21 protein-coding genes and 2 tRNA genes are annotated in these 20,629 nt (G+C 33.2%); 10 read left to right on the top strand and 13 right to left on the bottom strand.

The annotated features are described in order from the left end of the window. Positions 1-47: 47 nt before the first annotated feature. On the top strand, positions 48-686 hold the full coding sequence (gene aat, locus JOOMADRAFT_RS01470) for a leucyl/phenylalanyl-tRNA--protein transferase (RefSeq protein ID WP_008610863.1): 639 nt from the start codon (positions 48-50) through the stop codon (positions 684-686). A gap of 117 nt (positions 687-803) precedes the next feature. Here the strand turns inward: aat and JOOMADRAFT_RS01465 are convergent, their stop codons facing one another. Beyond that, positions 804-1,370 (bottom strand): DNA-3-methyladenine glycosylase I, encoded by a 567-nt coding sequence (locus JOOMADRAFT_RS01465; protein WP_008610862.1) that lies wholly within the window; start codon positions 1,368-1,370, stop codon positions 804-806. Between the two features lie 95 nt (positions 1,371-1,465). On the opposite strand from JOOMADRAFT_RS01465, the gene JOOMADRAFT_RS01460 reads away from it, so the two are divergent. Beyond that, the gene (locus JOOMADRAFT_RS01460) at positions 1,466-2,077 is read left to right on the top strand and encodes a thioredoxin family protein (RefSeq protein WP_008610861.1); all 612 of its coding nucleotides are present in this window, start codon (positions 1,466-1,468) and stop codon (positions 2,075-2,077) included. Here the strand turns inward: JOOMADRAFT_RS01460 and JOOMADRAFT_RS01455 are convergent. The 5 genes from JOOMADRAFT_RS01455 to JOOMADRAFT_RS01435 are packed head-to-tail and all read right to left on the bottom strand — an operon-like array spanning position 2,060 to position 5,575. Further along, complete coding sequence (locus tag JOOMADRAFT_RS01455) at positions 2,060-2,845, bottom strand: hypothetical protein (protein WP_008610860.1); 786 nt, start codon at positions 2,843-2,845, stop codon at positions 2,060-2,062. The genes JOOMADRAFT_RS01460 and JOOMADRAFT_RS01455 overlap by 18 nt on opposite strands. A 46-nt stretch (positions 2,846-2,891) precedes the next feature. Beyond that, positions 2,892-3,587, bottom strand: a complete 696-nt coding sequence (truB, locus tag JOOMADRAFT_RS01450) for a tRNA pseudouridine(55) synthase TruB (protein WP_008610859.1) — start codon at positions 3,585-3,587, stop codon at positions 2,892-2,894. A gap of 15 nt (positions 3,588-3,602) precedes the next feature. Beyond that, complete coding sequence (locus JOOMADRAFT_RS01445) at positions 3,603-4,397, bottom strand: undecaprenyl-diphosphate phosphatase (protein ID WP_008610855.1); 795 nt, start codon at positions 4,395-4,397, stop codon at positions 3,603-3,605. A 28-nt stretch (positions 4,398-4,425) separates the two neighbouring features. Beyond that, a complete protein-coding gene (locus JOOMADRAFT_RS01440; RefSeq protein ID WP_008610854.1) occupies positions 4,426-4,686 on the bottom strand; it encodes a DUF3098 domain-containing protein in 261 nt (86 codons plus the stop codon). A 10-nt stretch (positions 4,687-4,696) separates the two neighbouring features. Beyond that, the gene (locus JOOMADRAFT_RS01435; protein ID WP_008610853.1) at positions 4,697-5,575 is read right to left on the bottom strand and encodes a cell division protein FtsX; all 879 of its coding nucleotides are present in this window, start codon (positions 5,573-5,575) and stop codon (positions 4,697-4,699) included. A gap of 138 nt (positions 5,576-5,713) precedes the next feature. Here JOOMADRAFT_RS01435 and JOOMADRAFT_RS01430 point away from each other — a divergent pair, with 138 nt between their 5' ends. The 8 genes from JOOMADRAFT_RS01430 (at position 5,714) to JOOMADRAFT_RS01395 (ending at position 12,371) form a co-directional block, all read left to right on the top strand. Then, positions 5,714-6,646, top strand: a complete 933-nt coding sequence (locus JOOMADRAFT_RS01430) for a DUF58 domain-containing protein (protein ID WP_040879868.1) — start codon at positions 5,714-5,716, stop codon at positions 6,644-6,646. Between the two features lie 84 nt (positions 6,647-6,730). Continuing rightward, positions 6,731-6,804, top strand: a tRNA-Asp gene (locus JOOMADRAFT_RS01425). A gap of 222 nt (positions 6,805-7,026) precedes the next feature. Further along, a tRNA-Asp gene (locus tag JOOMADRAFT_RS01420) sits at positions 7,027-7,100 on the top strand. 230 nt (positions 7,101-7,330) lie between these two features. Further along, positions 7,331-8,551 carry a site-specific integrase gene (locus tag JOOMADRAFT_RS01415; protein ID WP_008610851.1) on the top strand — a complete coding sequence of 407 codons (1,221 nt, stop codon included), beginning with the start codon at positions 7,331-7,333 and terminating at the stop codon, positions 8,549-8,551. Between the two features lie 99 nt (positions 8,552-8,650). Continuing rightward, a complete protein-coding gene (locus JOOMADRAFT_RS01410; protein WP_008610850.1) occupies positions 8,651-9,556 on the top strand; it encodes a hypothetical protein in 906 nt (301 codons plus the stop codon). Positions 9,557-9,559: 3 nt separating this feature from the next. Then, positions 9,560-10,336: a hypothetical protein gene (locus tag JOOMADRAFT_RS01405; protein WP_008610849.1), complete on the top strand. Its 777-nt coding sequence runs from the start codon at positions 9,560-9,562 to the stop codon at positions 10,334-10,336. Between the two features lie 7 nt (positions 10,337-10,343). Further along, positions 10,344-11,054 carry a hypothetical protein gene (locus tag JOOMADRAFT_RS01400; protein ID WP_008610848.1) on the top strand — a complete coding sequence of 237 codons (711 nt, stop codon included), beginning with the start codon at positions 10,344-10,346 and terminating at the stop codon, positions 11,052-11,054. A gap of 87 nt (positions 11,055-11,141) precedes the next feature. Beyond that, positions 11,142-12,371, top strand: a complete 1,230-nt coding sequence (locus JOOMADRAFT_RS01395) for an SEC-C metal-binding domain-containing protein (protein ID WP_008610847.1) — start codon at positions 11,142-11,144, stop codon at positions 12,369-12,371. A 180-nt stretch (positions 12,372-12,551) separates the two neighbouring features. Here the strand turns inward: JOOMADRAFT_RS01395 and JOOMADRAFT_RS01390 are convergent, their stop codons facing one another. The 7 genes from JOOMADRAFT_RS01390 to JOOMADRAFT_RS01360 all read right to left on the bottom strand — a co-directional run bounded on the left by JOOMADRAFT_RS01390 (position 12,552) and on the right by JOOMADRAFT_RS01360 (position 20,627). Continuing rightward, a complete protein-coding gene (locus JOOMADRAFT_RS01390) occupies positions 12,552-14,498 on the bottom strand; it encodes a protein-disulfide reductase DsbD family protein (RefSeq protein ID WP_040879445.1) in 1,947 nt (648 codons plus the stop codon). Between the two features lie 69 nt (positions 14,499-14,567). Then, positions 14,568-15,860, bottom strand: a complete 1,293-nt coding sequence (locus JOOMADRAFT_RS01385; protein WP_008610845.1) for a DUF3570 domain-containing protein — start codon at positions 15,858-15,860, stop codon at positions 14,568-14,570. Between the two features lie 34 nt (positions 15,861-15,894). Beyond that, positions 15,895-16,107 carry a DUF4266 domain-containing protein gene (locus JOOMADRAFT_RS01380; protein ID WP_040879443.1) on the bottom strand — a complete coding sequence of 71 codons (213 nt, stop codon included), beginning with the start codon at positions 16,105-16,107 and terminating at the stop codon, positions 15,895-15,897. Continuing rightward, positions 16,104-17,000, bottom strand: a complete 897-nt coding sequence (locus tag JOOMADRAFT_RS01375) for an FAD:protein FMN transferase (protein ID WP_085942217.1) — start codon at positions 16,998-17,000, stop codon at positions 16,104-16,106. Before JOOMADRAFT_RS01375 ends, JOOMADRAFT_RS01380 begins: the two co-directional genes overlap by 4 nt. Before the next feature lie 85 nt (positions 17,001-17,085). Then, positions 17,086-17,526: a thioredoxin family protein gene (locus JOOMADRAFT_RS01370; RefSeq protein WP_008610842.1), complete on the bottom strand. Its 441-nt coding sequence runs from the start codon at positions 17,524-17,526 to the stop codon at positions 17,086-17,088. Positions 17,527-17,764: 238 nt separating this feature from the next. Continuing rightward, the gene (locus JOOMADRAFT_RS01365) at positions 17,765-18,649 is read right to left on the bottom strand and encodes a diacylglycerol/lipid kinase family protein (protein ID WP_008610841.1); all 885 of its coding nucleotides are present in this window, start codon (positions 18,647-18,649) and stop codon (positions 17,765-17,767) included. Between the two features lies 1 nt (position 18,650). Further along, a complete protein-coding gene (locus tag JOOMADRAFT_RS01360; RefSeq protein ID WP_008610838.1) occupies positions 18,651-20,627 on the bottom strand; it encodes an LTA synthase family protein in 1,977 nt (658 codons plus the stop codon). Positions 20,628-20,629: the final 2 nt, after the last annotated feature.

Raw genomic sequence — 20,629 nt, 5'->3', positions numbered from 1 at the left:
TTTTTTACTATATTTTTTAAATTTTACAACTAAAAACAAAGGATTAAATGTTTTTTCTCACAGAAAAGATAGTATTTCCGCCAGTAGAAAATGCTTCTGTAGATGGAGTAGTTGCCGTAGGGGGAGATTTATCAACAGAAAGACTTATTGAGGCGTATAACCAAGGAATTTTTCCATGGTTTGATCAAGGAGATTTAATATTGTGGTGGAGTCCAGATCCGAGAATGGTTTTAGTGCCTTCTCACATAAAAATTTCTAAAAGTATGAAGACTGTTTTGAAGAAGAAGATTTTCAAAATTACTTATAATAAAGCTTTCGAAGATGTTATTAGAAATTGTGCTAAAATTGAGAGAAAGGGGCAAGATGGAACTTGGATTGATGAAGATATGACTACCGCTTATATAAAACTGCATAAGATGGGAGTGGCTAAATCTGTTGAGGTTTGGTATGAAAATGAATTGGTTGGCGGACTCTATGGGGTAGATTTAGGACATATATTTTGTGGTGAAAGTATGTTTTCAAAAATGAGTAATGCCTCCAAAACTGCGTTTATATATTTAGCACAGAAGTTAGAAAAAGAAAATTATAAGTTAATAGATTGTCAGTTATATACAGATCATTTGTATTCCCTTGGCGCTCGTGAAATTCCAAGGGAGGTTTTTATAAGTGTTTTGAAATCTAATTAGTTTGTCCTCAATAATCAATACTTAAATGTTTTATAAATTGTTCTGAGTATGCCCAGAGTTTTGTGGCAAAATACTTTTTAGTTCTCTTTTAGTATTTTAGGTTTTGCTTGGGTGTTCTCAAGGAGATTTTACTTGGTTATATCTAAAGCAATTAACTTCATGGTCGTTAACCATACCAGTAGCTTGCATATGTGCATACATTACTGTAGAGCCTACAAATTTAAATCCGCGTTTTTTTAAATCTTTACTCAGAGCATCAGAAATAGCTGTATTTGCAGGAGCTTCTTTGTAATTTTCAACTTTGTTTTGAATCGGTTTCCCATCAACAAAACTCCATATATATTTACTAAAACTTCCATGTTCTTCTTGAATTTTAATAAAATTCTGAGCGTTGGAAATAGTTGCTTTAATTTTTAACTTATTTCTAATAATTCCTTCATCTAAAAGAAGAGAATCATATTTAGAGGTGTTGTACTTCGCAATTTTTTTATAGTCAAAATTGTCAAAAGCTTTTCGGAAATTCTCACGCTTTCTTAGAATGGTAATCCAACTAAGTCCAGCTTGAAAGGTTTCTAGGATTAGAAACTCAAAAATAGTAGCATCATCATAAACTGGAACTCCCCATTCATTGTCATGATAATCTTCGTAAAGTGTATCGCCTACACACCATCCACATCGTTGCATACGTATGATATTTATCAGCTTAATTGCTGTAAGTTTTACATAAATTTGAGTCTAAGATATGAAATAATAATGTAGTATTTGCCGATATAAATTTTATGGAAGAAATAGTAAAAAAACTCATTAAAGAAGCGTTTAAAACAGGATATACATATTCAGATTACCGAGTGTTAGTGGACCAGTTAGTGTTAGAAAATAAATCAACTGGAGTAGCGCAGACAGAAGCTTTGAGTAATTATAGTTTGTTAAACCATAAACGGATGAAGCGGTTGGATAAAACTACTAAGCTTTCTGAAGAAGTGCTAGAAAAATTGCAGTCTTTGGACAGAAAAGTTATTTGGGTAGTTTTGACTGAAAGTTGGTGTGGGGATGCGGCGCAAACACTCCCTATAATTAATAAAATAGCCGAAGCTTCTAATAATATAACTCTTAAAGTTGTTTTAAGAGACGAAAATTCTGAGTTGATGGATAACTTTTTAACACGTGGAAGCCGTTCTATTCCTAAACTTATAATGGTTGATGAAGCTATAAAAGAGGTTATAGATTGTTGGGGACCGAGACCTTCTATAGCAACAAATATGGTAAAAACTTATAAAGAAAAGCACGGAACTTTAACTGCTGAGTTTAAACAAGATTTGCAAATTTGGTACAATAAAGATAAGGGAGAAAATACAATAGCCGATCTTTTGGAATTACTCTCCTTGAAATAAATAGGTAATCGTTCCAGGTTGTTCTGAACTTGTGTTTGCGGAGCTAAATTTAGCTTTTAGTGCGTAATTTATGGCGTTGTCTACAAGGCATCCGTTTTGGGTGGTAGAGCTATTTTTATTAAAAGAAGCGTCTGTTACATCTCCTTGTGGACTAACTTTTATATTTATTACCACTTTGCCAAAGCTCTCGCAAGTATAAACAGGATTTGGAAGACTTACATCATATCTATCAATTAAGGAATAGCTAATTGTAGTTCTTCTTTTTATGTTAACTTTTGGTGCTTCTCCTTTTCTTTTTAGCGCTTCTATTTTTCTGCGTTGTTCTTGTAGTTTTTTTGCATATTCACTAGAATAACCTTCATTTATAGCAGCGTTGTCGTTTAGACTTTCAGAGTTATCAGGATTTTCACTAGCAGCATCTTGCTTTTCTTGCTCTAATTCTTCAAGAGTTTTAAAATTATCAACATCATCTGCATATTCACTTTTTTCAGCTTCATTATATGCTTTATGAGTTTCTAGTTCGGTTAGGGTCATTTCTTCTTCCTGCGGAATTTCTTCTTTTAAGAGTTCCTCGTCGAAGCTTAATTCATATAAAAACTCTTCTTCTTTTTGTCCAGACAATTTTATGTTAAGCAGTGTCAACAAAAAAATCCCCATTAAACAGCTCGAAATAATAAGTGCTAATTGCTTGTTATTAAGCTCGTCTAATTTGCTAATAAATTTATCATTAGCTTCGTTGAGTTTTTTTATTAGTTCTTTTAAGTCCATATTTTAAAAACGACCTGAATGCTAAAGATAAAAATATTTATGTCTTTTAGGGTTGTAATATTTCTGTAAAATCATCGGGTGTTATAGCATTATCTACGTTGAAATCTCCTATTTTGGTTCTTCTTAACACAGATAAATATCCTCCTGAATTAAGAGCTTTGCCAAAATCGTGTGCTAGTGACCTAATGTAGGTGCCTTTGCTGCAAACAACTCTAAACGCTACTTCTGGAAGGTTAATAGCAGTAATTTCAAATGCTTCGATAGTTATTTTACGCGATTTTATTTCCACTTCAACACCTTCACGAGCATATTCATAGAGTCGTTTTCCGTCTTTTTTTAAGGCTGAAAAAACAGGAGGGAATTGATCTATTTCTCCTATAAAGTTTTTAGTAGCTTCTTTAATTTTTTCTTCTGAAATATGCTCAATAGGAAATACTTGGTCCACTTCTGTCTCCATGTCATAAGATGGACGTGTAGCGCCCAATGTAATAGTGCCTGTGTACTCTTTTATTTGTCCTTGTAGTTCTGGAATTTTTTTAGTGAATTTTCCAGTACAGATAATTAAAAGTCCTGTTGCTAATGGGTCTAGAGTTCCAGCATGTCCGACTTTTATTTTTTTAAGGCCAAATTTTTTCTTGATAGCCCATTTTATTTTATTTACCGCTTGAAAAGAAGACCAAGTTAGCGGTTTGTCAATAAGTAATATTTGTCCGCTTTTAATATTTTCTTCGGTATATATCATAAAAAAAGAATTCGATTAATAAAAATAGCCAAGCGTTATTGCAATTAGCCCAACAATAAAACAGTACATAGCAAAATACACCAATTTGCTGTTTTTTACTAATTTAATCATCCAGGTACAAGCTAGAATTCCAGAAATAAAAGCTGCTAAAAAACCCATTGCTAATGCTTGTGTGTTATGTCCTTCATAGGATAAATCTCCACTTAGAATATCTTTAGCTATTTTTCCGAAGATAAGCGGAACTACCATTAAAAAGGAAAAACGGGCAGCTTTACTTTTGTCATTTCCTAATAACACAGAAGTAGAGATTGTTGCGCCAGACCTTGAAATACCTGGAAGCATTGCAATAGCTTGAGAAATACCAATAACAAATGCATTGGAATAGCTTACAGGTTTTCCAGTGTGTTTAGCTTTATCCGCCAAATAAAGTAAAAGAGCGGTAACTATAAGCATAAAACCAACTAGTAAAACGTTACCGTTAAATAGCATTCCTAGCTGTTCCTCAAAGAAGAAGCCAATGAGTGCAGCTGGAACCATGGAGATAATTATTTTTAAAGAAAATTTAAGTTCCTCGTTCCAAGTAAACTGAAAAATGCCTTTGAGAATTTCTAAAATATCTTTTCTAAAAACTACCATGGTGCTTAAAGCAGTAGCAAAATGGAGCACAACTGTAAAAAGTAAACTTTCTTGTGGTACGGAATTATCTCCTAAAATAGCCTTTCCAAGCTCTAAATGTCCGCTAGAAGAAACTGGTAAAAATTCTGTAAGGCCTTGTATAATACCAAGGATTATAGCGTCTATAACCTCCATGCTTTATAGTGATGGAATTAAATTTAAATTAGTTATTTTTCTTTTTATTTGGATTTAAAAGGATAGCGTAAACCTCAATTCCAAAACCAATAAGAACTAGCGTAGGTGCTAACCTAATTCTTCTAAAATTATAAATATCAGGATTAAAAACAGCTGGGTCGTTACTCCCACCGCCACTCATCAATATAAAACCTATAGCAATAAAGGCTAGACCGATGAACATAAACATATAATTCTTCTTTTGAAATATAAATTCTTTATCTGTAGTATTTTGTGTTTTATTTTTCACGATATTCTTTTTAATAATATAAATCGTCTGTTCTTAAGTTCAAAAATCGTTGGGTGGCAATATACGTACTTATCCACGTAATAATGATGCCTATTACAAATATTCCTATAAATAAAATGACCAACATAAGTGGATCTGAGAGTAAATTTAGTTGTGGCATAATGCTATTTACATAGTATAAGAGACCGGCCATAGCAATTATGGCAACCAAAGCGCCAACCATGCCAAGTTTTATGCTATTCCATATAAAAGGTTTACGAATAAATCTTTTTGTGGCTCCCACCATTTGCATCGTTTTAATGATAAACCTTTTAGAATATACCGATAAACGAATAGAGCTGTTAATTAATAAAACAGCAATTAATGTAAAAACACCACTAGCAATTAGAATCCAAAAACTCATCCGTTTTACATTTTCATTCAGTAAAGAAATTAAAGGTTTGTCGTAGGAAACTTCAGCTACATAATCTTTTTTAGAGAGGTTATCTGCTATTTTTTGAATACTATCTGTAGCTACATAATCGGCATTGAGGTGTACATCTATTGAATTTTGAAGCGGGTTATACCCCAAAAAATCTAAGAAATTCTCCCCAATTTCTTTGCTATGGTCTTCTGCAGCTTCTTCTTTAGATACAAAAGTAGCCGTTTTGGTATAGGCTGTCATTGCCAAACTTTTTTGTAGCTGGTTTATTTCTACTTCTTTAGCGTTATCTTTTAAAAATACAGTAATTGCTACTTGTTCTTTAAAGTGGTTTGCTAGTTTTTTGGTGTTAATTACAAGTAAGCCTAAAACACCTAATAAAAACAAAACAAGGGCGATACTTAAAATCACAGAAAAGTATGAAGATATAAGTTTGCGTTTCTGGTAGCGCTCAAAAGATTTGCTCATGTGTTAAATATAATTGGATGTGTAAAAGTAATAAAGTAAATTTAATCACTATAATTTATAACGGTTAAGATTGTAAGTAAATTATAAAAAATGCCTACAGTTTTTAGGAGGCATATTATTTTAGGAGAAAGAGATAGCATGAAATTACAAGCAGTAATTAATAATTTAGAATTATCTGGCAATTTAGAATTACTAGCCAGTCAAGTTGTGGAGGGGTTTATTAGTGGAATGCATAAAAGTCCGTTTCATGGTTTTTCTTCAGAATTTGCAGAGCATAAAATATATAATCAAGGCGAAAGTACCCGCCATATTGATTGGAAGCTATTTGGGAAAACAGATAAATTGTATACTAAAAAGTATGATGAGGAAACCAATTTACGGTGTCATTTAATTATAGATAATTCCGCATCGATGCATTATCCATCTATAAAAAAGCAATCTATTAACAACCTAAATAAAATAGGTTTTTCGGTATTGGCTTCTGCTGCATTAATGAAGTTTCTTAAAAAACAGCGTGATGCTGTAGGTTTAAGTATTTATTCTGATGCGTACGATTTTTATGCGCCAGAGAAAGGGAGTGAGCGCCATAGACATTTATTATTAAATACTTTGGAAGGTCTTTTAATAAAAAATAAGTTGAATGCTGCTCAAACAAAAACCTACACTTACTTACACCAAATAGCAACTAAAATTCATAGGCGAAGTCTTATTTTTTTGTTTACAGATCTGTTTCAAACAGAAACAGACCAAGAAAAGTTATTTCAAGCACTTCAACATTTAAAATACAATAAACATGAGGTTGTCTTTTTTCATGTTATGGATAAAGAAAAGGAGTTTGAATTTCAGTTTAACAATACTCCAAAACGATTTGTAGATGTGGAAACAGGAGTGTCTATAGATTTATTTGCTGAAAATATAAAGGAGTCTTACGAGAAAATGATGCTGCATTTTCAAGAAGAACTTAAATTACGCTGTGCTAAATATGGAATTACATACGTTGAAGTTGATGTGAATCAGAATTTTAATAAAATACTTCAAACGTATTTAGTTGAACGTCAAAAGTTTATTTAGGATCTAAAAAATATTTTTATTTTTTAGATAAAAATACTTGTAGAATTAAAAATGCGCTGTATATTTGCACTCGCAATAACAAAGGGTCTGGTAGTTCAGCTGGTTAGAATACATGCCTGTCACGCATGGGGTCGCGGGTTCGAATCCCGTCCAGACCGCGAAAAGCAAGAAGCTTCAATGAGAATTGAAGCTTTTTTCGCATAAAAATAGTTGTGTTGTTCGATGGTATGAAAATACTGTCGGCGGTTTAGTAGTTAAACCAATGAAAGGCTTTCCTCTCGATTCTGTCGAGCTGTTGAAGGCTTTTTTTATTTTATTCATTTTCTAGAAAAGGTTTGTATAATTAATAATAGCGTGTATATTTGCACTCCAATAAAAAAGGTCTGGTAGTTCAGCTGGTTAGAATACATGCCTGTCACGCATGGGGTCGCGGGTTCGAATCCCGTCCAGACCGCTAAATGGGAAATCAAATTCCCTCAAAACCTTGTAAATCTTATGATTTGCAAGGTTTTATGTTTTTAGGGCAATCATATAATTTCATATCATTTGCATCTAAAAGGTCACAAATCGTCAACATATTTTTTTATCTGCGATTATGTTGACAGATTGACGTAACTTACTGATGTTAGTATAGTTGATTTGACTTTCGTCTCACTAAATGTTTAATCATTAAAGACGACAATTATGCGAACTTCATCAACATTTTCAATTTTGTTTTGGGTGTACGGAAAACGTGCTGTAAACAACAAAGCAAACATCTACATTCGGGTTACCTTAAACGGTAAACGTGTTAACATTAGTCTCAAGAAGAAAATCAATATTTCTACTTGGGATGAAAAACTACAAAGAGCAAGTGGGACCGATAAGGATTCCCGTATTCTCAATCTTTACTTGAACGAAGTACAATCAAAAGTATATAGGATTTACGAAGATTTCAAGAGGGATGAAGTGCCTTTCACTTCCCAAATGGTCAAAGCCAAATTTTTAGGCGAAGATAAAACACGTTTTTCCTTTCAAAACCTTGTAGACTACTACAATGAAAAGATGCAACACAAGTTGCATAGGAATACGATGGGTCAATATAAGACCAGTCAACGTTATATGATGGAATATATTCTAAAGGAATACAAACTTACAGACATCCCACTCTTCAACCTTGAATATGGTTTTATCGTGGGCTTTGAAGATTTTCTTCGGTCGTATGTACCTAAAAGTGGTCAATCTAAAATTGGCAATAATACCGCAATGAAGCATATTAAGCGTTTACGCAGAATGGTTACTCTTGCCTATCGGATGAAATGGATGGAAAGAGACCCGTTTGTCAATTTTAAAATGAAAATTGAAAAGAAAGAACGTGGTTTCCTTACAGATTTTGAATTATTAAGTATTGAAGATTTGTCTTCGTCCATAGAGCGTCTTATGGTTGTGAAAGATTTATTTGTTTTTAGTTGTTACACCGGTATTTCTTATGTTGACATTGTACAATTAAATGAAGATAATATTGTAATGGGTATAGATGGTAGTCCTTGGATAATGGCCAAAAGGGTAAAAACAGGTGCACCGTTCAAAATTCCACTATTGCCCAAAGCTGCAATCTTAATAGATAAATATAAAGACCATTATAGAACCAATGACACATCCAATCTTTTGCCCAGGTTATCCAATCAGAAATTGAACAGTTATTTAAAAGAAATCGCCGACCTATGTGGTATCAAAAAAAACCTAACTTTTCATATGGCTCGCCATACTTTTGCTACAACAGTAACTTTAAGCAATGGTGTTCCAATAGAGACGGTATCCAAATTATTAGGGCATACCAAACTATCCACAACACAAATCTATGCAAGGGTCGTTGAGAGGAAAGTGAGTGATGATATGGCGCTTCTCAAATCAAAAATTGGCTAATAAAATTTAATTAGATTTAACGGACTGTTGAAATCTTCAATTAAGAATTTAATAGTTTGCATTTCCATTCCACTACCTTTATGAACTAAAATATTTTTTATGATTCTAAAGGTCAAATGGAAAGATTTCAAAAATAAAATTGAAGGACACAAAGCAGAAGGCAAAGCTTTAGTTGAAAAATATAAGTCTTCAAGAACTGAAAATGATTTAGAAAACCTAAAGGAAGAAAAGCAAAGCTGGGAAAGCGAAGTAATTGACTACGTAAAAACTTCTTTTGAACCTGAACATAGAAATTTTGGCTATGAATTTAAAGAGAAACGTGGATTCAATACTGGTTTCAAGCTACCCATTGCTCAAAAAATAAGAAATACTATTGAAGCACTTAAAAGTGAGATTAATGGTCTTGCTTATTATGTGAAATCGTTATCCATTTCAGATGCTATTGTGAGGATTGATGAAATTGATTTAGAAGAACGAAAAAATTTAGACACAGACGGTAGGCTCGACCTCGTTCTTTCCAAATTATATGAGCTATACGATGACAGAAAATATCATTCCATCAAGTGGATACTTGAAGGCAATGGTGTGGAAATGAAAATTCACGGGGAAGATTGGGATTATGGTAAAATGTTAGAGAATAGAGGATTTGTCGATATCCTTACAACTAAGGATACTGGTGCTCGTTTAACTCTTGAGGGTAAATACGCTATAGAACAGGCAAGAAAAGTAAAGGTTACAGACTACTCAAAAATTAGCAGTTCTGATGAAGAACTAAAGGAACTGATTAAAAAAGTACTCTCAGAAATTGAAAAATTAGGTTATGGCCAGCAAATCATCTTCGATGAATTTGATGAGCTACGAGAGGATATTCCAAACCTTGACAAAAAATCATTTGGTCAACTTCTTAAAGCTAAATTGTATGATTTAGTATCTCAAAAAGCATTCGACAAAGCGCTCGCCAGTGAAATATTCAAGCAATTTACTGACCAAGTATTGCCATTTTAATCTATGAAAATACTGGCGAGACTTCAAAAAACAATTAAGGCTTTCTTTCAAAAAGAACCACCACCGGAATACGAGGTTACACAGTTTGTCATTTCAGATAGACAACCTATAACGGGCGCATCAAAAATTTCATTTTTTGTAAATAATTCCGAGCCAGATGTAAGTGTGACCAGAACCTTTGAAAATGAGAACGATGTCATTGATTGGTTAATAAGCAATGATAATTTTAAACAGATGTTATACAGAAAGCTATTTTCATCATCCTCTGTCATCCATCATTGTGGCGTAAAGGAACCAATTACTGAACCTAAAAAGAAACCTGGCGATATTGATATCCTTCTTTACAAAGCAAGCGATGAAAGTAATGCTGTTGGAATAGAATGTAAAATAGTAAAATCAGAATCCTTAGAAAATCAATCGCCAAAAATCAACAAGATTACAAGCGTTCAGAAAAAGGGAACAAAGCAAGCAGATGGCTACGTTAAGATAGGGTTTAGCAGAGTCTTTCTTATGGTCATATTGCTGGACGATGGCAGACACTATAAAAACCCTAATTTCGTATTCAGAACTACACCGACAGAAGAATTGAAAGAACTTTATAACTTCGACTGGAACACAAAAATGAATAAGGACGTTGGTATAATCTATGCCTATATCAGTCAACTTACCTCAAATCATATCAATCAGACAAAAGGCTTGGGATTAAGAATTGAACGTGAAGCTAAAGAAAGATTTCAAAACAAAGAATTAACTGAGAAAATTAAAAACCTTAATCACTAAGTATTATTTGAAGAAAGAAGGAATTTGCAGAATTTGCGGTAATTATGGAAAACTAACGTTCGAGCGCGTTCCACCACAAAGTGCATTTAATTCTAATCCTGTATTCTTTCAAAAGTCCATCCATCTTCACGACAAAAAAAGCTATTTGTACGGTAAAAAAATTCGTAGTAATCAAGGTGCTGGTGGTTATTATTTATGCGAGCCTTGTAATAATCTTACGGGCAGTTACTATGGGGACAGCTATAAAAAGTTTGCCTATATGGGGATGATGGCTTTAACAAATAGAATCTGGGCGTCGAAAACCATAAACTTTGAATATGCCATACAGCCCCTAAATATTTTAAAACAGATATTAGCAATGTTTATGGCCATAGACACAAGCGACCAGCTATTAAATTTAAAAGGGCTTTCAGATTACATTTTGGATAAAGACTCAAAGGCTTTTCCAGAAAGTTTGAGAGTTTTTGTTTATCACACCGTTACAAAACAAGTAAGAAATGGTTGGGGAATGGCAAGAACTAAAAAAGGCTATCATACCCTTGGGGAAATTACATTCCCACCATATGGTGTTGTATATGCTTTGGATTCTGAACCTACTCGAAATGATTTTTATGAAGTAACAGATTTCAAAAATTTCAATTTTAATCAAACCGTTCAGGCGAGATTGTCAATTCCATTTCTTACACCTAAAACATATATTCCAGGTCTATATCTATAATTCCAAGCGAAAAGTTTTATTCGCAAATAATGATAATTTTGAAAGACATAAAAACAAAATGAATTTTGCGAAATTAAAACTACAAATATGTCAATACCAATAGTATTAGATAAATCAACATTCCAAGGTCTTAATTATGAAGATATAATAGAACTTCATAAATATTACATCGTCAACATTACACCCTTATTGGTTTCAGAGATTCTTGGCGACCTTGCAAAAGAAGAAAAGGAAGGTAGAAAAACACCTAAAGACCAAGTTATTGATCTTGCAAAAAAAATGTTCCCATATAATGCCTATGTGAATATGAATTATAAGGTGCTGGTTGAAAAATCATTGACTGGCGAATTTACCACAGCTGATAATCGACCTTTTCTAAACGCTAAGAAATCCATAAATACGCCAACAAAAAAAGGAATGACATTCGTTGAAACACTCGAAGAACTCTCTATTAAACGATGGAAAAAAGGCGATTTTGACAAATTGGATGAAATCATAGCTGAAGTATGGCGAACAGAATCTAAAGATGAAAATGTAGTAGATGAATTTAAAGGAAAGTTTGACCATCTTAAAGGCATAAAAATAAAAGACCACAAACCTTCAAACGAAGAGAAGTTTTTAGCATTAAAAGAACGATTACAGGAACGACTTTATGTTGAACTTGAACCCGCTGACACATTAAATCTTGTAATAGATTATTTTGAAATCAGTCCAGACTTAAGAGAGTCTATCCAAGCTCGATGGAAAAACGAGTCACATCCAGATTTACATAGCTTTGCCAATTATGCTATGTATTGTTACGAAATTGTCTGCCTCTACTTCATTGGTATAAATAATTCTTTGTGTGGGGAACGGTTAACAAACCTCTTGGATTTAGAATACTTGTTCTATGCGCCTTTTGCAAGAGTGTTTAGTACAAATGACAAATTTTTAAAGAATCTCTTCTTTGCTGTCCAACCAACCGATACATTCTTTGTCACATTACCACAACTTAAAGACGATTTTAAAAAATTCAAAGCAGTAAATGTAGAAGGGAAAGTATTTGATGAGCCGCCTGTTAAAGATTCTGAAACGTATCGAATATGGGACAATATTTTTGATATGGAACTTACTCGAAGACTCAAACCTTCTGCCGAAGAATTAAAAACAAAAGAAGCTGAAATGGAAGAAATTTTAAAAATTGCGGAAACTGGTAAAGAAGGAAAATTTAAAGGGGAAGCAGATTTTGTAGTAAAAGAAATGTTTATGTCCCCAGATGATCCTTGTCCTTGTAAAAGCGGGAAAGCTTTTAAAGATTGTCATCTTCCTAAAGCCTAAATTATTTAGATTTCTCATCCACAAAGATGCTGATGATGCATTGGATAGTGTTATTAACTTTTGAGTGATAGTTTTTATCGACAAATAATTTTATGTCGAAACCATAACCTATGCATTTGATAAAAACGTGATAGTTAAATAATTATAGCGCAACTTAAAATAACAAAAGCAAACAAAATTCTACTTCCTAACACCAACCTTTAACCACTCATAATACTCATCAATCCCAGCATACTGTTTTGCCTCGTTGAGTATTTCAAGGTTGGCATTCATAGTTACATAGTAAGGTTGAGAAGCCGTCTGGAAGTTTACATATTGAAATGTTGACCATTTATCGCCTACGGTTTCAATAGATTTTAAATGATTTTCGCTAAGTTTTATTTTGAATTGCTCATCTTCAGAGAGTGCTTTGCGGTCGTCTACATAAAGTGAAATTAAAACATAGTCTTCCTTTAGTAGTTTATAAACTTTTGGGTCGCTCCAAACATTTTCTTCCATCTTTCTACAATTAACACAAGCCCATCCTGTAAAATCTAAAAGAATAGGTTTGTTATTCGCTTTCGCAAAAGCGAGACCTTCATCAAAATCTTTATAGCAGTCTAACCCTAGTGGACAATCAGATTCTTGTTCATATAGGCTGTAAAATGTAGGTGGCGGAAACCCTGCCAACAATTTTAGGTGTGAATTTTTAGTAAGTCCCGTTCCTAGATAAATGACAAACGCAACCACTAATATGGCAAATGAAATTTTTGGGAAACTCAATTTCTTTTTGCCATCGTGTGGAAAGCGAATAACACCAAAGAAGTATAATGCCATTAACAGGAATATGACCATCCAAATACCTATGAAAACTTCTCGTTTAAGAATTCCCCAATGTGCTACCAAATCCGCATTTGATAAGAATTTAAAGGCCAATGCTAGCTCCACAAAACCTAATAACACTTTTACTGTGGTTAACCATCCGCCAGATTTTGGTAAGGATTTCAACAAGTTAGGAAACAAGGCAAATAGTGCAAATGGTAGCGCAAGTGCAGCACCAAATCCAGTCATTCCTGCGGTAAGTTGAAACGCACCACCAGCACTAGTTAGCGAACCTGCCAATAGCGAGCCTAAAATGGGTCCTGTACACGAGAAAGAAACCAAAGCGAGTGTTACCGCCATAAAGAAGATTCCTATTAGACCACCAGCACTAGAAGCGGAATCCATTTTATTTGACCAGGAACTAGGCAATGTTAATTCGTAATAACCAAAGAATGAAAAAGCAAAAAAGATGAATATGATAAAAAATATAACATTGAGCCAAATATTTGTAGATATCGTATTTAAAATTTCCGGGTCTACCGAATCCAAAAAATGAAATGGAACACTTAAGCCCACATAGATAATGACTATAAAAGCTCCATATAAAATGGCATTTGTGATTCCCTTACTTTTATTACCGGATTGCTTGGTAAAAAAAGATACCGTAAGTGGTATCATAGGAAACACACAAGGGGTGAGCAACGCTACAAGGCCGCCTAAAAAGCCAAGTGCAAAAATTTTCCATAAATTACCTTCTGTGGTGATTTCATCTGAACCGGATTGTAAGCGTTCTTTGTGCTTTAAATCTAATAGCAAACTATTAGAGAGTGCTTTACTTTTTTCGTCTAATACTACATTAGTAAGCTCAGCTTTAGTCCCGTCCAAGTTTATAATGAAATTTTCTTCCTTGTTAATACAGACGTCCTTACATACCTGATATTCCAAATGAACATTTACTTGTTTTACACCTTCTGAAAGTAAGCTTATACGCTGTGTGAATTGGGCTTTATTTAAAAAGTAGGTTTCCTCTACTTCGAAAATATCGTTAAATGCCTTTACGGTTTCACCTTCTTTTGCATTATCTACCAGTTCATAATTCCCTTCACTATTTTTAAAAGTTAATACCGAAGGTAAAGAACCATCTTCATTAGTAAATTGAGAAAAAACGTGCCATTCTTCATCAATACTACCCGTTAGAATAATATTATATTCGGTATCAGAAATCTTTTGCACTTTAGAATTCCAAGTAACAGGCTCAATAATTCCCTGTTGCGCATTTGCTAAAAAGCTTGCAAAAACAGCAAATATTATTATTAATTTCTTCATACATAAGGTATAGTTTTCCTGCCCTGTGGTTAAAAACCACAAGACAGTTATCATTTTATAAATCTTGAGTTAATCCATCACAAACTTAAATCCTGCTGTAATGATGCTAGAACTAAATGTGGTATCCCTATCATATTGATAGAATTTCAGGTCTATACTTTTAAGTCCAAATTTCCAGAGATGGGCTTTCGCAAAAATGTCTGTGTAAGACACTCCAAACCCAAATTGATTTGCCGAATATTCCGAAAGGTCATAATCTGAAGTGTAAAACTCATCTGTGGACAAAGCACCTTCGTATGGGTTAAAATAATCGGCTGCGGTTTGATTATAGAACCTGTAAGAAGGATACAGCGTAAACTTATCGGTAATTTTCACTGGCACTTCAATACTTGCAGTGTGTGAATTGATTCCCCAATCGTCAAAATAATAACGATAGAAGGTTCTTACTGTAAAGGTTTCATTGAGATACCAATTTAAACGACCACCTACAGCTACTTTAAATCTTGAATCGGGCAAGCGCTCAATAGCATCTGCAAGCTGAAAATCATCAATAAAGGAATCGGCTACATCTCCAAAATAGACGCGTTGAAATGGTGTAGACAACAACCCTTGTTGTTGCACAAAATCTAACGCCAATGAACCTTGTACATTTTTATGTAAAATTTGCGAGAAACCAAAGCCTAAGGAATAGGAATTACGCCCTTCACTATCAAAAGGCTCAAACCTCGGATTATAATTGGCATTTCCTGTTATGGTATTTTGGGTAAACAAACGATTATTCAATCCATCTCCACCAGCACCAAACGGCCTCAATTCTGTAGGATAAATAGCGTTCCAGGTATCTATATATACATTCCCGTTTACACTAACTTCAGTGTTTTTTTCGTTAAAAAGTTTGGTATAACTACCCCCGACACCTACCGAAAAGTAATCGTATTCAGTGGATACCGATAATTTGGCAGACCAAATATCGTTTCGGTCGTCAGAACTATGACTGTAACTTCCTGTTACATTCGCCCACAAGTCACTACTTGATGCACCTGATGACGCTTGAAAAGGGTCTGCAGGACCATCATCAAAAGGCCCCACATTACTTGATGAAGCAGAGGTGTATGCCGATACACCTGCATCAATTGTTAATACATCATCATCATTTAAAGGAATAGAGACTACAAATGTCCCTGTAACATCAGTCAATTCTTCAGTCCCGATACCACCGCTTACCGCTGCGTTATCTCCATCTTGACTATAATAGCTTGATAAAAAATCTACTTCAACAGTTTCTAATACACGTTTTTTATAGACTTTGGTTGAGTCTTGACTAGTTTGAGAGTACGCTTTCGCAAAAGCGAATACACACATAAAAAGAATAAATTTTTTCAATTGAAATTTTGATTTAATTACAGCCGCAGCCTCCTCCAGTTTTTCCTCCGTTTGCCCCAACGGCAGCTTCTCTATAAGAATGTGCAGTTGTTACATTACGGTCACATTTCTTATCTGCGAGTGCCATATCTGGGTCATTTATATTAACCTTCTCATATTCCTTAACCACTACGCAACTGCTAAAGAAGCACGTAATCATAGTGAGCATTATTATTTTCTTCATCATAGTTTATCGATTTCTATGTTCTTTGATTTTGTGATATTTCCTTTATCATCTATAATGATGCATTCTATTTTTGGCAATTGATTGATACGGTCCAATCCCGCTTCTTTTCCCATTACAAAAACGGACGTTGCCAGAGCATCAGCCAATTCTGCTTTGGGTGCAAAAACGGTTACGCTTATAATTCCGGTAGATGGATAACCTGTTCGTGGGTCTATGATATGTGAATACCGAGTGCCGTTAAAATTGACAAACTTTTCATAATTACCAGAGGTTACAACTGCTTCGTTTGTAATAGGAAGCAAAGCAAAAACTTTATTCTTATCTATTGGATTGGTAATGGCCACTTTCCATTCTTTTCCATTGGGCTGTTTTCCCCAAGTATTCATATCTCCAGAAGCATTTATGATTCCTGATGGCACTCCTTTTGAAATTAGTAAATCTTTGGCTTTATCTGCCGCATAGCCCTTGCCAATGGCACCGAAGCCAATTTTCATCCCTTCAGATTTCAAGAAAACCGTACTATTTTCTTTGTTAAGTATAATATTTTGATAACCCACTTTAGATACCGAAGCTGTAATTTCTTCTTCCGAAGGCATAGTGGTCATACTACCATCAAATTTCCAAATGTTGTCCATTGATGCATAACTGATATCAAAAGCACCATCGGTAAGTTTTGAAATTCCAATGGCTCTTTCTATTAACTCAAAAAGTTCTGAATCTACTTTTACAGGTTTTATTCCGGCATTTCTATTAATTTTTGAAGTTTGAGAATTTCCATCCCAAGATGAGATGAGTTTTTCTATTCTTGAAATTTCCGCAACAGCGGTATCAATATATTGGTTTCCTTGTACAGAATCGTTAGCAACAACCGTAATATCAAAACGACTACCCATTAATTTGAGTGTGCGTTTGTACGGCTCCTGAGCAATACAAGCTAATGTAAAAGACAGAAATAATATAAAAAAATGATGTTTCAAATTATTTTATAAATGTATTTAATTCTTTAATATAATTTTCTGGTGTTGTTTTTTTATAACTATTTTCGCCTAAAACGTTACCATTAGAATCAAGCACTACCACAAATGGGAAATAACCTTGTTTGTTGTATTTTTCTGCAAGTGTAGCGTTGGCTTTTGTTTGAGATTCTGATAATGCGTTTTTCTTTTTTCTAGGAAAATCAGCTCGTAACATTACATAATGTTTTGCTGCATAGGTTTTAAAAACTTCTGTGCTCCAAATTTCTCTATCTAACTTTATACAAGGTGCACACCAGTCCGAGCCTTGAAAAACTAGTATAATTGGTTTGCTTTCTTTTGCTGCTTTTTCTTTTGCTTTCGCAAAATTTGTTTGCCATTCTTGGGCATTTACTAAGGTAATTGTAGCTATAAATAACAATGCTACTGATAAATTTTTTTTCATAAAATAAAATAATTTACAAAGTTATATACTAAACGGTTTTTTTTATTAATATCATATAATGATATCAATTATTTTTAATAAAAACATAAACTTTTAATGGCTCGATATAAGCCTAATAAATTGCTTCTGCCTTTGGTAAATATACGTTCATCTTCTTTATAACTCTTCACATTCAACATAAAAGGCAATCGATTTACTTAATTTAATTAAACTAATTTGTCTCATATTTTATTTTTTTTTAACAAATGATAACACGTAATGACTTCTCTTTTAAATACACAGAAAGAGATTGTTCTTTTAGTTGAGCTAATTCTCCATCAATTTGAAATTCGAAAAAATTATTTTGATTTCGAGAAAGCAAAATTTCCTTTGTTTGAAAGCTTTTAACGCCTTTTAATACATTTGGTTTTTTGATTATCATACAAAAGCCAAAAAGTAACATCTTCAGTTTACTTATTTTAGGTACAATAACCACATCTAACAGACCATCTTGTAATGAAGCTTTAGGTGTTAAACTGAAATTATACCCCATTACATTTGAATTTGAAATAAAAATTAAAAATGGATTTACGATTTCAGAAGCGCCATTTATAATGGTAATATTTTCCTTTACTTTATTAAATTCTTTAAATGATTTAAAAGAAGCTTTTATATAATAAAAAAGTGTTCTTTGCTTTAAAGATTCATAGTTTCCTATAACACTAGCCGTAAAGCCAAAACCAGTATTACTAAAAAAATATCTTTCATTTATGCAGCCAACATCAATTTTTGTTTGGTTATTATTTTTAATGATTTTAAGTGCTTTTATAATATTTCTTGGAATATTCAAATTAGAAGCTAAACCATTACCTGAACCAATTGGGATAATACCTAAAGGAATAGAGGTGCCAACCAAAGTTGAAGCCACTTCATTTATAGTGCCATCTCCGCCACAAGCAACAATGATATTCGCTTTTTGTTTGATAGATTCTTTGGTTAAATCGATTGCGTGTCCTTTGTAATTTGAAAATTTAATACTGATATTATATTTATCTACTTCAAAGTAATTATGAAGTAATGTTTCAGAAAAACTATGATGACCGGTTCCTGCAATTGGGTTAATTATGAAATGAATAGTTACCACCTTATTTACGCTTTAGTTTTAAACCTTCATTTCTATATAAATCATCTGAAACCTCATAGAATGAAATACTTTTTTTCTCAAAACTTTCTTCGGAAGGAATGGTTGTCAAGCTATTATCTGAAGGATTCCAAGAGTAGAAATTTGCATTTTTCTGTTCATCTAATATCAAGATTTTATTGTCTTTTAGATACCCTAATTTTCTATAGTTTCCTATAAACGCACGCTCATCTTGTGGTTGCATTGACATAATATCATTTCCGAAGAGATTGGACTTATAGTTCCAATGCAGGGCCGAAAACAAGGTTGGAAATACATCAATTTGAGAAGCCAGCTTGTTTATTTTTTCTGGTTGTTGATTCGGTAAATTGAAAATTAATGCCGGTATGTGGTAATTTTTAACATCCAATTCCCAACGTCCTGCGCTACTTGCACAATGGTCACTCATTATTACGAATACCGTATTTTTAAACCAAGGTTTTTGCTGTGCCTTTTTTATAAATTGACCAATTGCATAATCGGTATATTTTACTGCGCCATTTCTCCCTGTTCCTGAAGGTATATCTATTTTGCCCTCTGGGTAGGTATAAGGTTTGTGATTAGAAGTCGTCATTACAAAATCGAAAAATAGTTTTCCCGTTACGTAGGCCTTATCAGCTTCTTTTAGTACTTTATTGTAAATATCCATATCACAAACTCCCCAAGCATTTTCAAAAGTAACTTCGTCATCTTCAATATTAGTACGAGTGGTTGTAATGTTTTTATCCAAGAGAAAACCACGTCCTCTATCAACGATATTAAAACCGTTTCCTCCAAAATAGGTGTTCATATTATCAAAGTAGCCATCGCCTCCATAGAAGAAATTACGTTCGTAACCCTTTTGTTTAAATACCTCTCCAATGGTAAATAAATCTTGATTATTTTTTCGTTTTACAATACTACGTCCTGGTGTTGGCGGAATGGATAAGGTTATCGCTTCCATTCCTCTTACTGTTCGTGTTCCTGTTGCATAGAGATTTAGAAATAACAGACTGTTATTGGCTAATGAATCTAGTATTGGTGAAATGTTATTTTTATTACCAAATTCACTTAAAAAATCGGCACTTAAACTTTCTATACAAATGAAAATGACATTGGGTGTTATTGATTTCTGAATACTATCTGTATTTAATATTGTTCTATAAATCGAATTTATATTTGCATTTCCAAACGCATTTTTTGAATTTAACAAACTCGCTTTAACGGTTTTAAAAGCTTCTTCTTTTGGAATGGTTTTATAAAATTCATTATAAGGCAACTCGTTATTACGGAAGGCTGCAAAGAATGAGTAAATTCCTGATTTTGCCAGTTCGTTATTGTATCGGTTTTCAGAAAAATCCGCTTGTTTATTTGTAATAAACATGAGACTAATAACAACAATAACTATCCAAGGAAACGAAGCGATTAATTTAGGTTTGAATGTTGTATCACTTTTAAATGTTTTATTAAAATAGCCTAACTTATACACAATAAATAAACTCGTTAAAACCAATATTAACATAGCAGAAATAAGGATAGGCAACGGGTAAGATTCATTAATGTTCTTTACTACCTCGTAAGTATAAATTAAATAATCTACAGCTATAAAATTATATCTTCTTTGAAATTCATCCCAAAATGTAAACTCTCCAAAGAAGGAAAAAAATATAATCAGCACACCAATTGAGAATCCAAAATAAGTAATGATTTTATCTACTATAGAACCATAAAATCGTTTTGGAAAAAACAATAAGTATGCTAAATAAGGTATAGCAAAAAATGAAATTGTTGCTATATCGAACAAGAAGCCTATTCCGAAGGTTTCAATAAGAGTAAATGCTTCTTTATCTACTTCAGAAAAATTCCAAATAAAGAAACTACACCTTACTATAAAAGAAAGTATTAAAAACAAGCCAATATAGGCTTTGAATAAAGTGAAGCGCATTGGGAAGATTTTTGACATTT

Origin of the sequence: Galbibacter orientalis DSM 19592, from assembly GCF_000260115.1 — a bacterium.
GTDB classification, from domain to species: domain Bacteria; phylum Bacteroidota; class Bacteroidia; order Flavobacteriales; family Flavobacteriaceae; genus Galbibacter; species Galbibacter orientalis.
The sequence above is the reverse complement of the archived record's forward strand: the minus strand, read 5'-3'. Positions and strand labels throughout refer to the sequence as shown.

Excerpts from the sequence above, each read along its gene's own strand:
- aat (WP_008610863.1), top strand. The coding sequence starts at position 48 with ATGTTTTTTCTCACAGAAAAGATAGTATTTCCGCCAGTAGAAAATGCT.
- JOOMADRAFT_RS01385 (WP_008610845.1), bottom strand. The coding sequence starts at position 15,860 with ATGTGTGTATTCGCTTTTGCGAAAGCGTACTCTCAAACTAGTCAAGAC.
- JOOMADRAFT_RS01435 (WP_008610853.1), bottom strand. The coding sequence starts at position 5,575 with ATGAGCAAATCTTTTGAGCGCTACCAGAAACGCAAACTTATATCTTCA.
- JOOMADRAFT_RS01380 (WP_040879443.1), bottom strand. The coding sequence starts at position 16,107 with ATGATGAAGAAAATAATAATGCTCACTATGATTACGTGCTTCTTTAGC.
- JOOMADRAFT_RS01465 (WP_008610862.1), bottom strand. The coding sequence starts at position 1,370 with ATGCAACGATGTGGATGGTGTGTAGGCGATACACTTTACGAAGATTAT.
- JOOMADRAFT_RS01445 (WP_008610855.1), bottom strand. The coding sequence starts at position 4,397 with ATGGAGGTTATAGACGCTATAATCCTTGGTATTATACAAGGCCTTACA.
- JOOMADRAFT_RS01375 (WP_085942217.1), bottom strand. The coding sequence starts at position 17,000 with ATGGGTAGTCGTTTTGATATTACGGTTGTTGCTAACGATTCTGTACAA.
- JOOMADRAFT_RS01370 (WP_008610842.1), bottom strand. The coding sequence starts at position 17,526 with ATGAAAAAAAATTTATCAGTAGCATTGTTATTTATAGCTACAATTACC.
- JOOMADRAFT_RS01460 (WP_008610861.1), top strand. The coding sequence starts at position 1,466 with ATGGAAGAAATAGTAAAAAAACTCATTAAAGAAGCGTTTAAAACAGGA.
- JOOMADRAFT_RS01455 (WP_008610860.1), bottom strand. The coding sequence starts at position 2,845 with ATGGACTTAAAAGAACTAATAAAAAAACTCAACGAAGCTAATGATAAA.
- JOOMADRAFT_RS01360 (WP_008610838.1), bottom strand. The coding sequence starts at position 20,627 with ATGTCAAAAATCTTCCCAATGCGCTTCACTTTATTCAAAGCCTATATT.
- JOOMADRAFT_RS01405 (WP_008610849.1), top strand. The coding sequence starts at position 9,560 with ATGAAAATACTGGCGAGACTTCAAAAAACAATTAAGGCTTTCTTTCAA.
- truB (WP_008610859.1), bottom strand. The coding sequence starts at position 3,587 with ATGATATATACCGAAGAAAATATTAAAAGCGGACAAATATTACTTATT.
- JOOMADRAFT_RS01395 (WP_008610847.1), top strand. The coding sequence starts at position 11,142 with ATGTCAATACCAATAGTATTAGATAAATCAACATTCCAAGGTCTTAAT.
- JOOMADRAFT_RS01415 (WP_008610851.1), top strand. The coding sequence starts at position 7,331 with ATGCGAACTTCATCAACATTTTCAATTTTGTTTTGGGTGTACGGAAAA.
- JOOMADRAFT_RS01410 (WP_008610850.1), top strand. The coding sequence starts at position 8,651 with ATGATTCTAAAGGTCAAATGGAAAGATTTCAAAAATAAAATTGAAGGA.
- JOOMADRAFT_RS01390 (WP_040879445.1), bottom strand. The coding sequence starts at position 14,498 with ATGAAGAAATTAATAATAATATTTGCTGTTTTTGCAAGCTTTTTAGCA.
- JOOMADRAFT_RS01430 (WP_040879868.1), top strand. The coding sequence starts at position 5,714 with ATGAAATTACAAGCAGTAATTAATAATTTAGAATTATCTGGCAATTTA.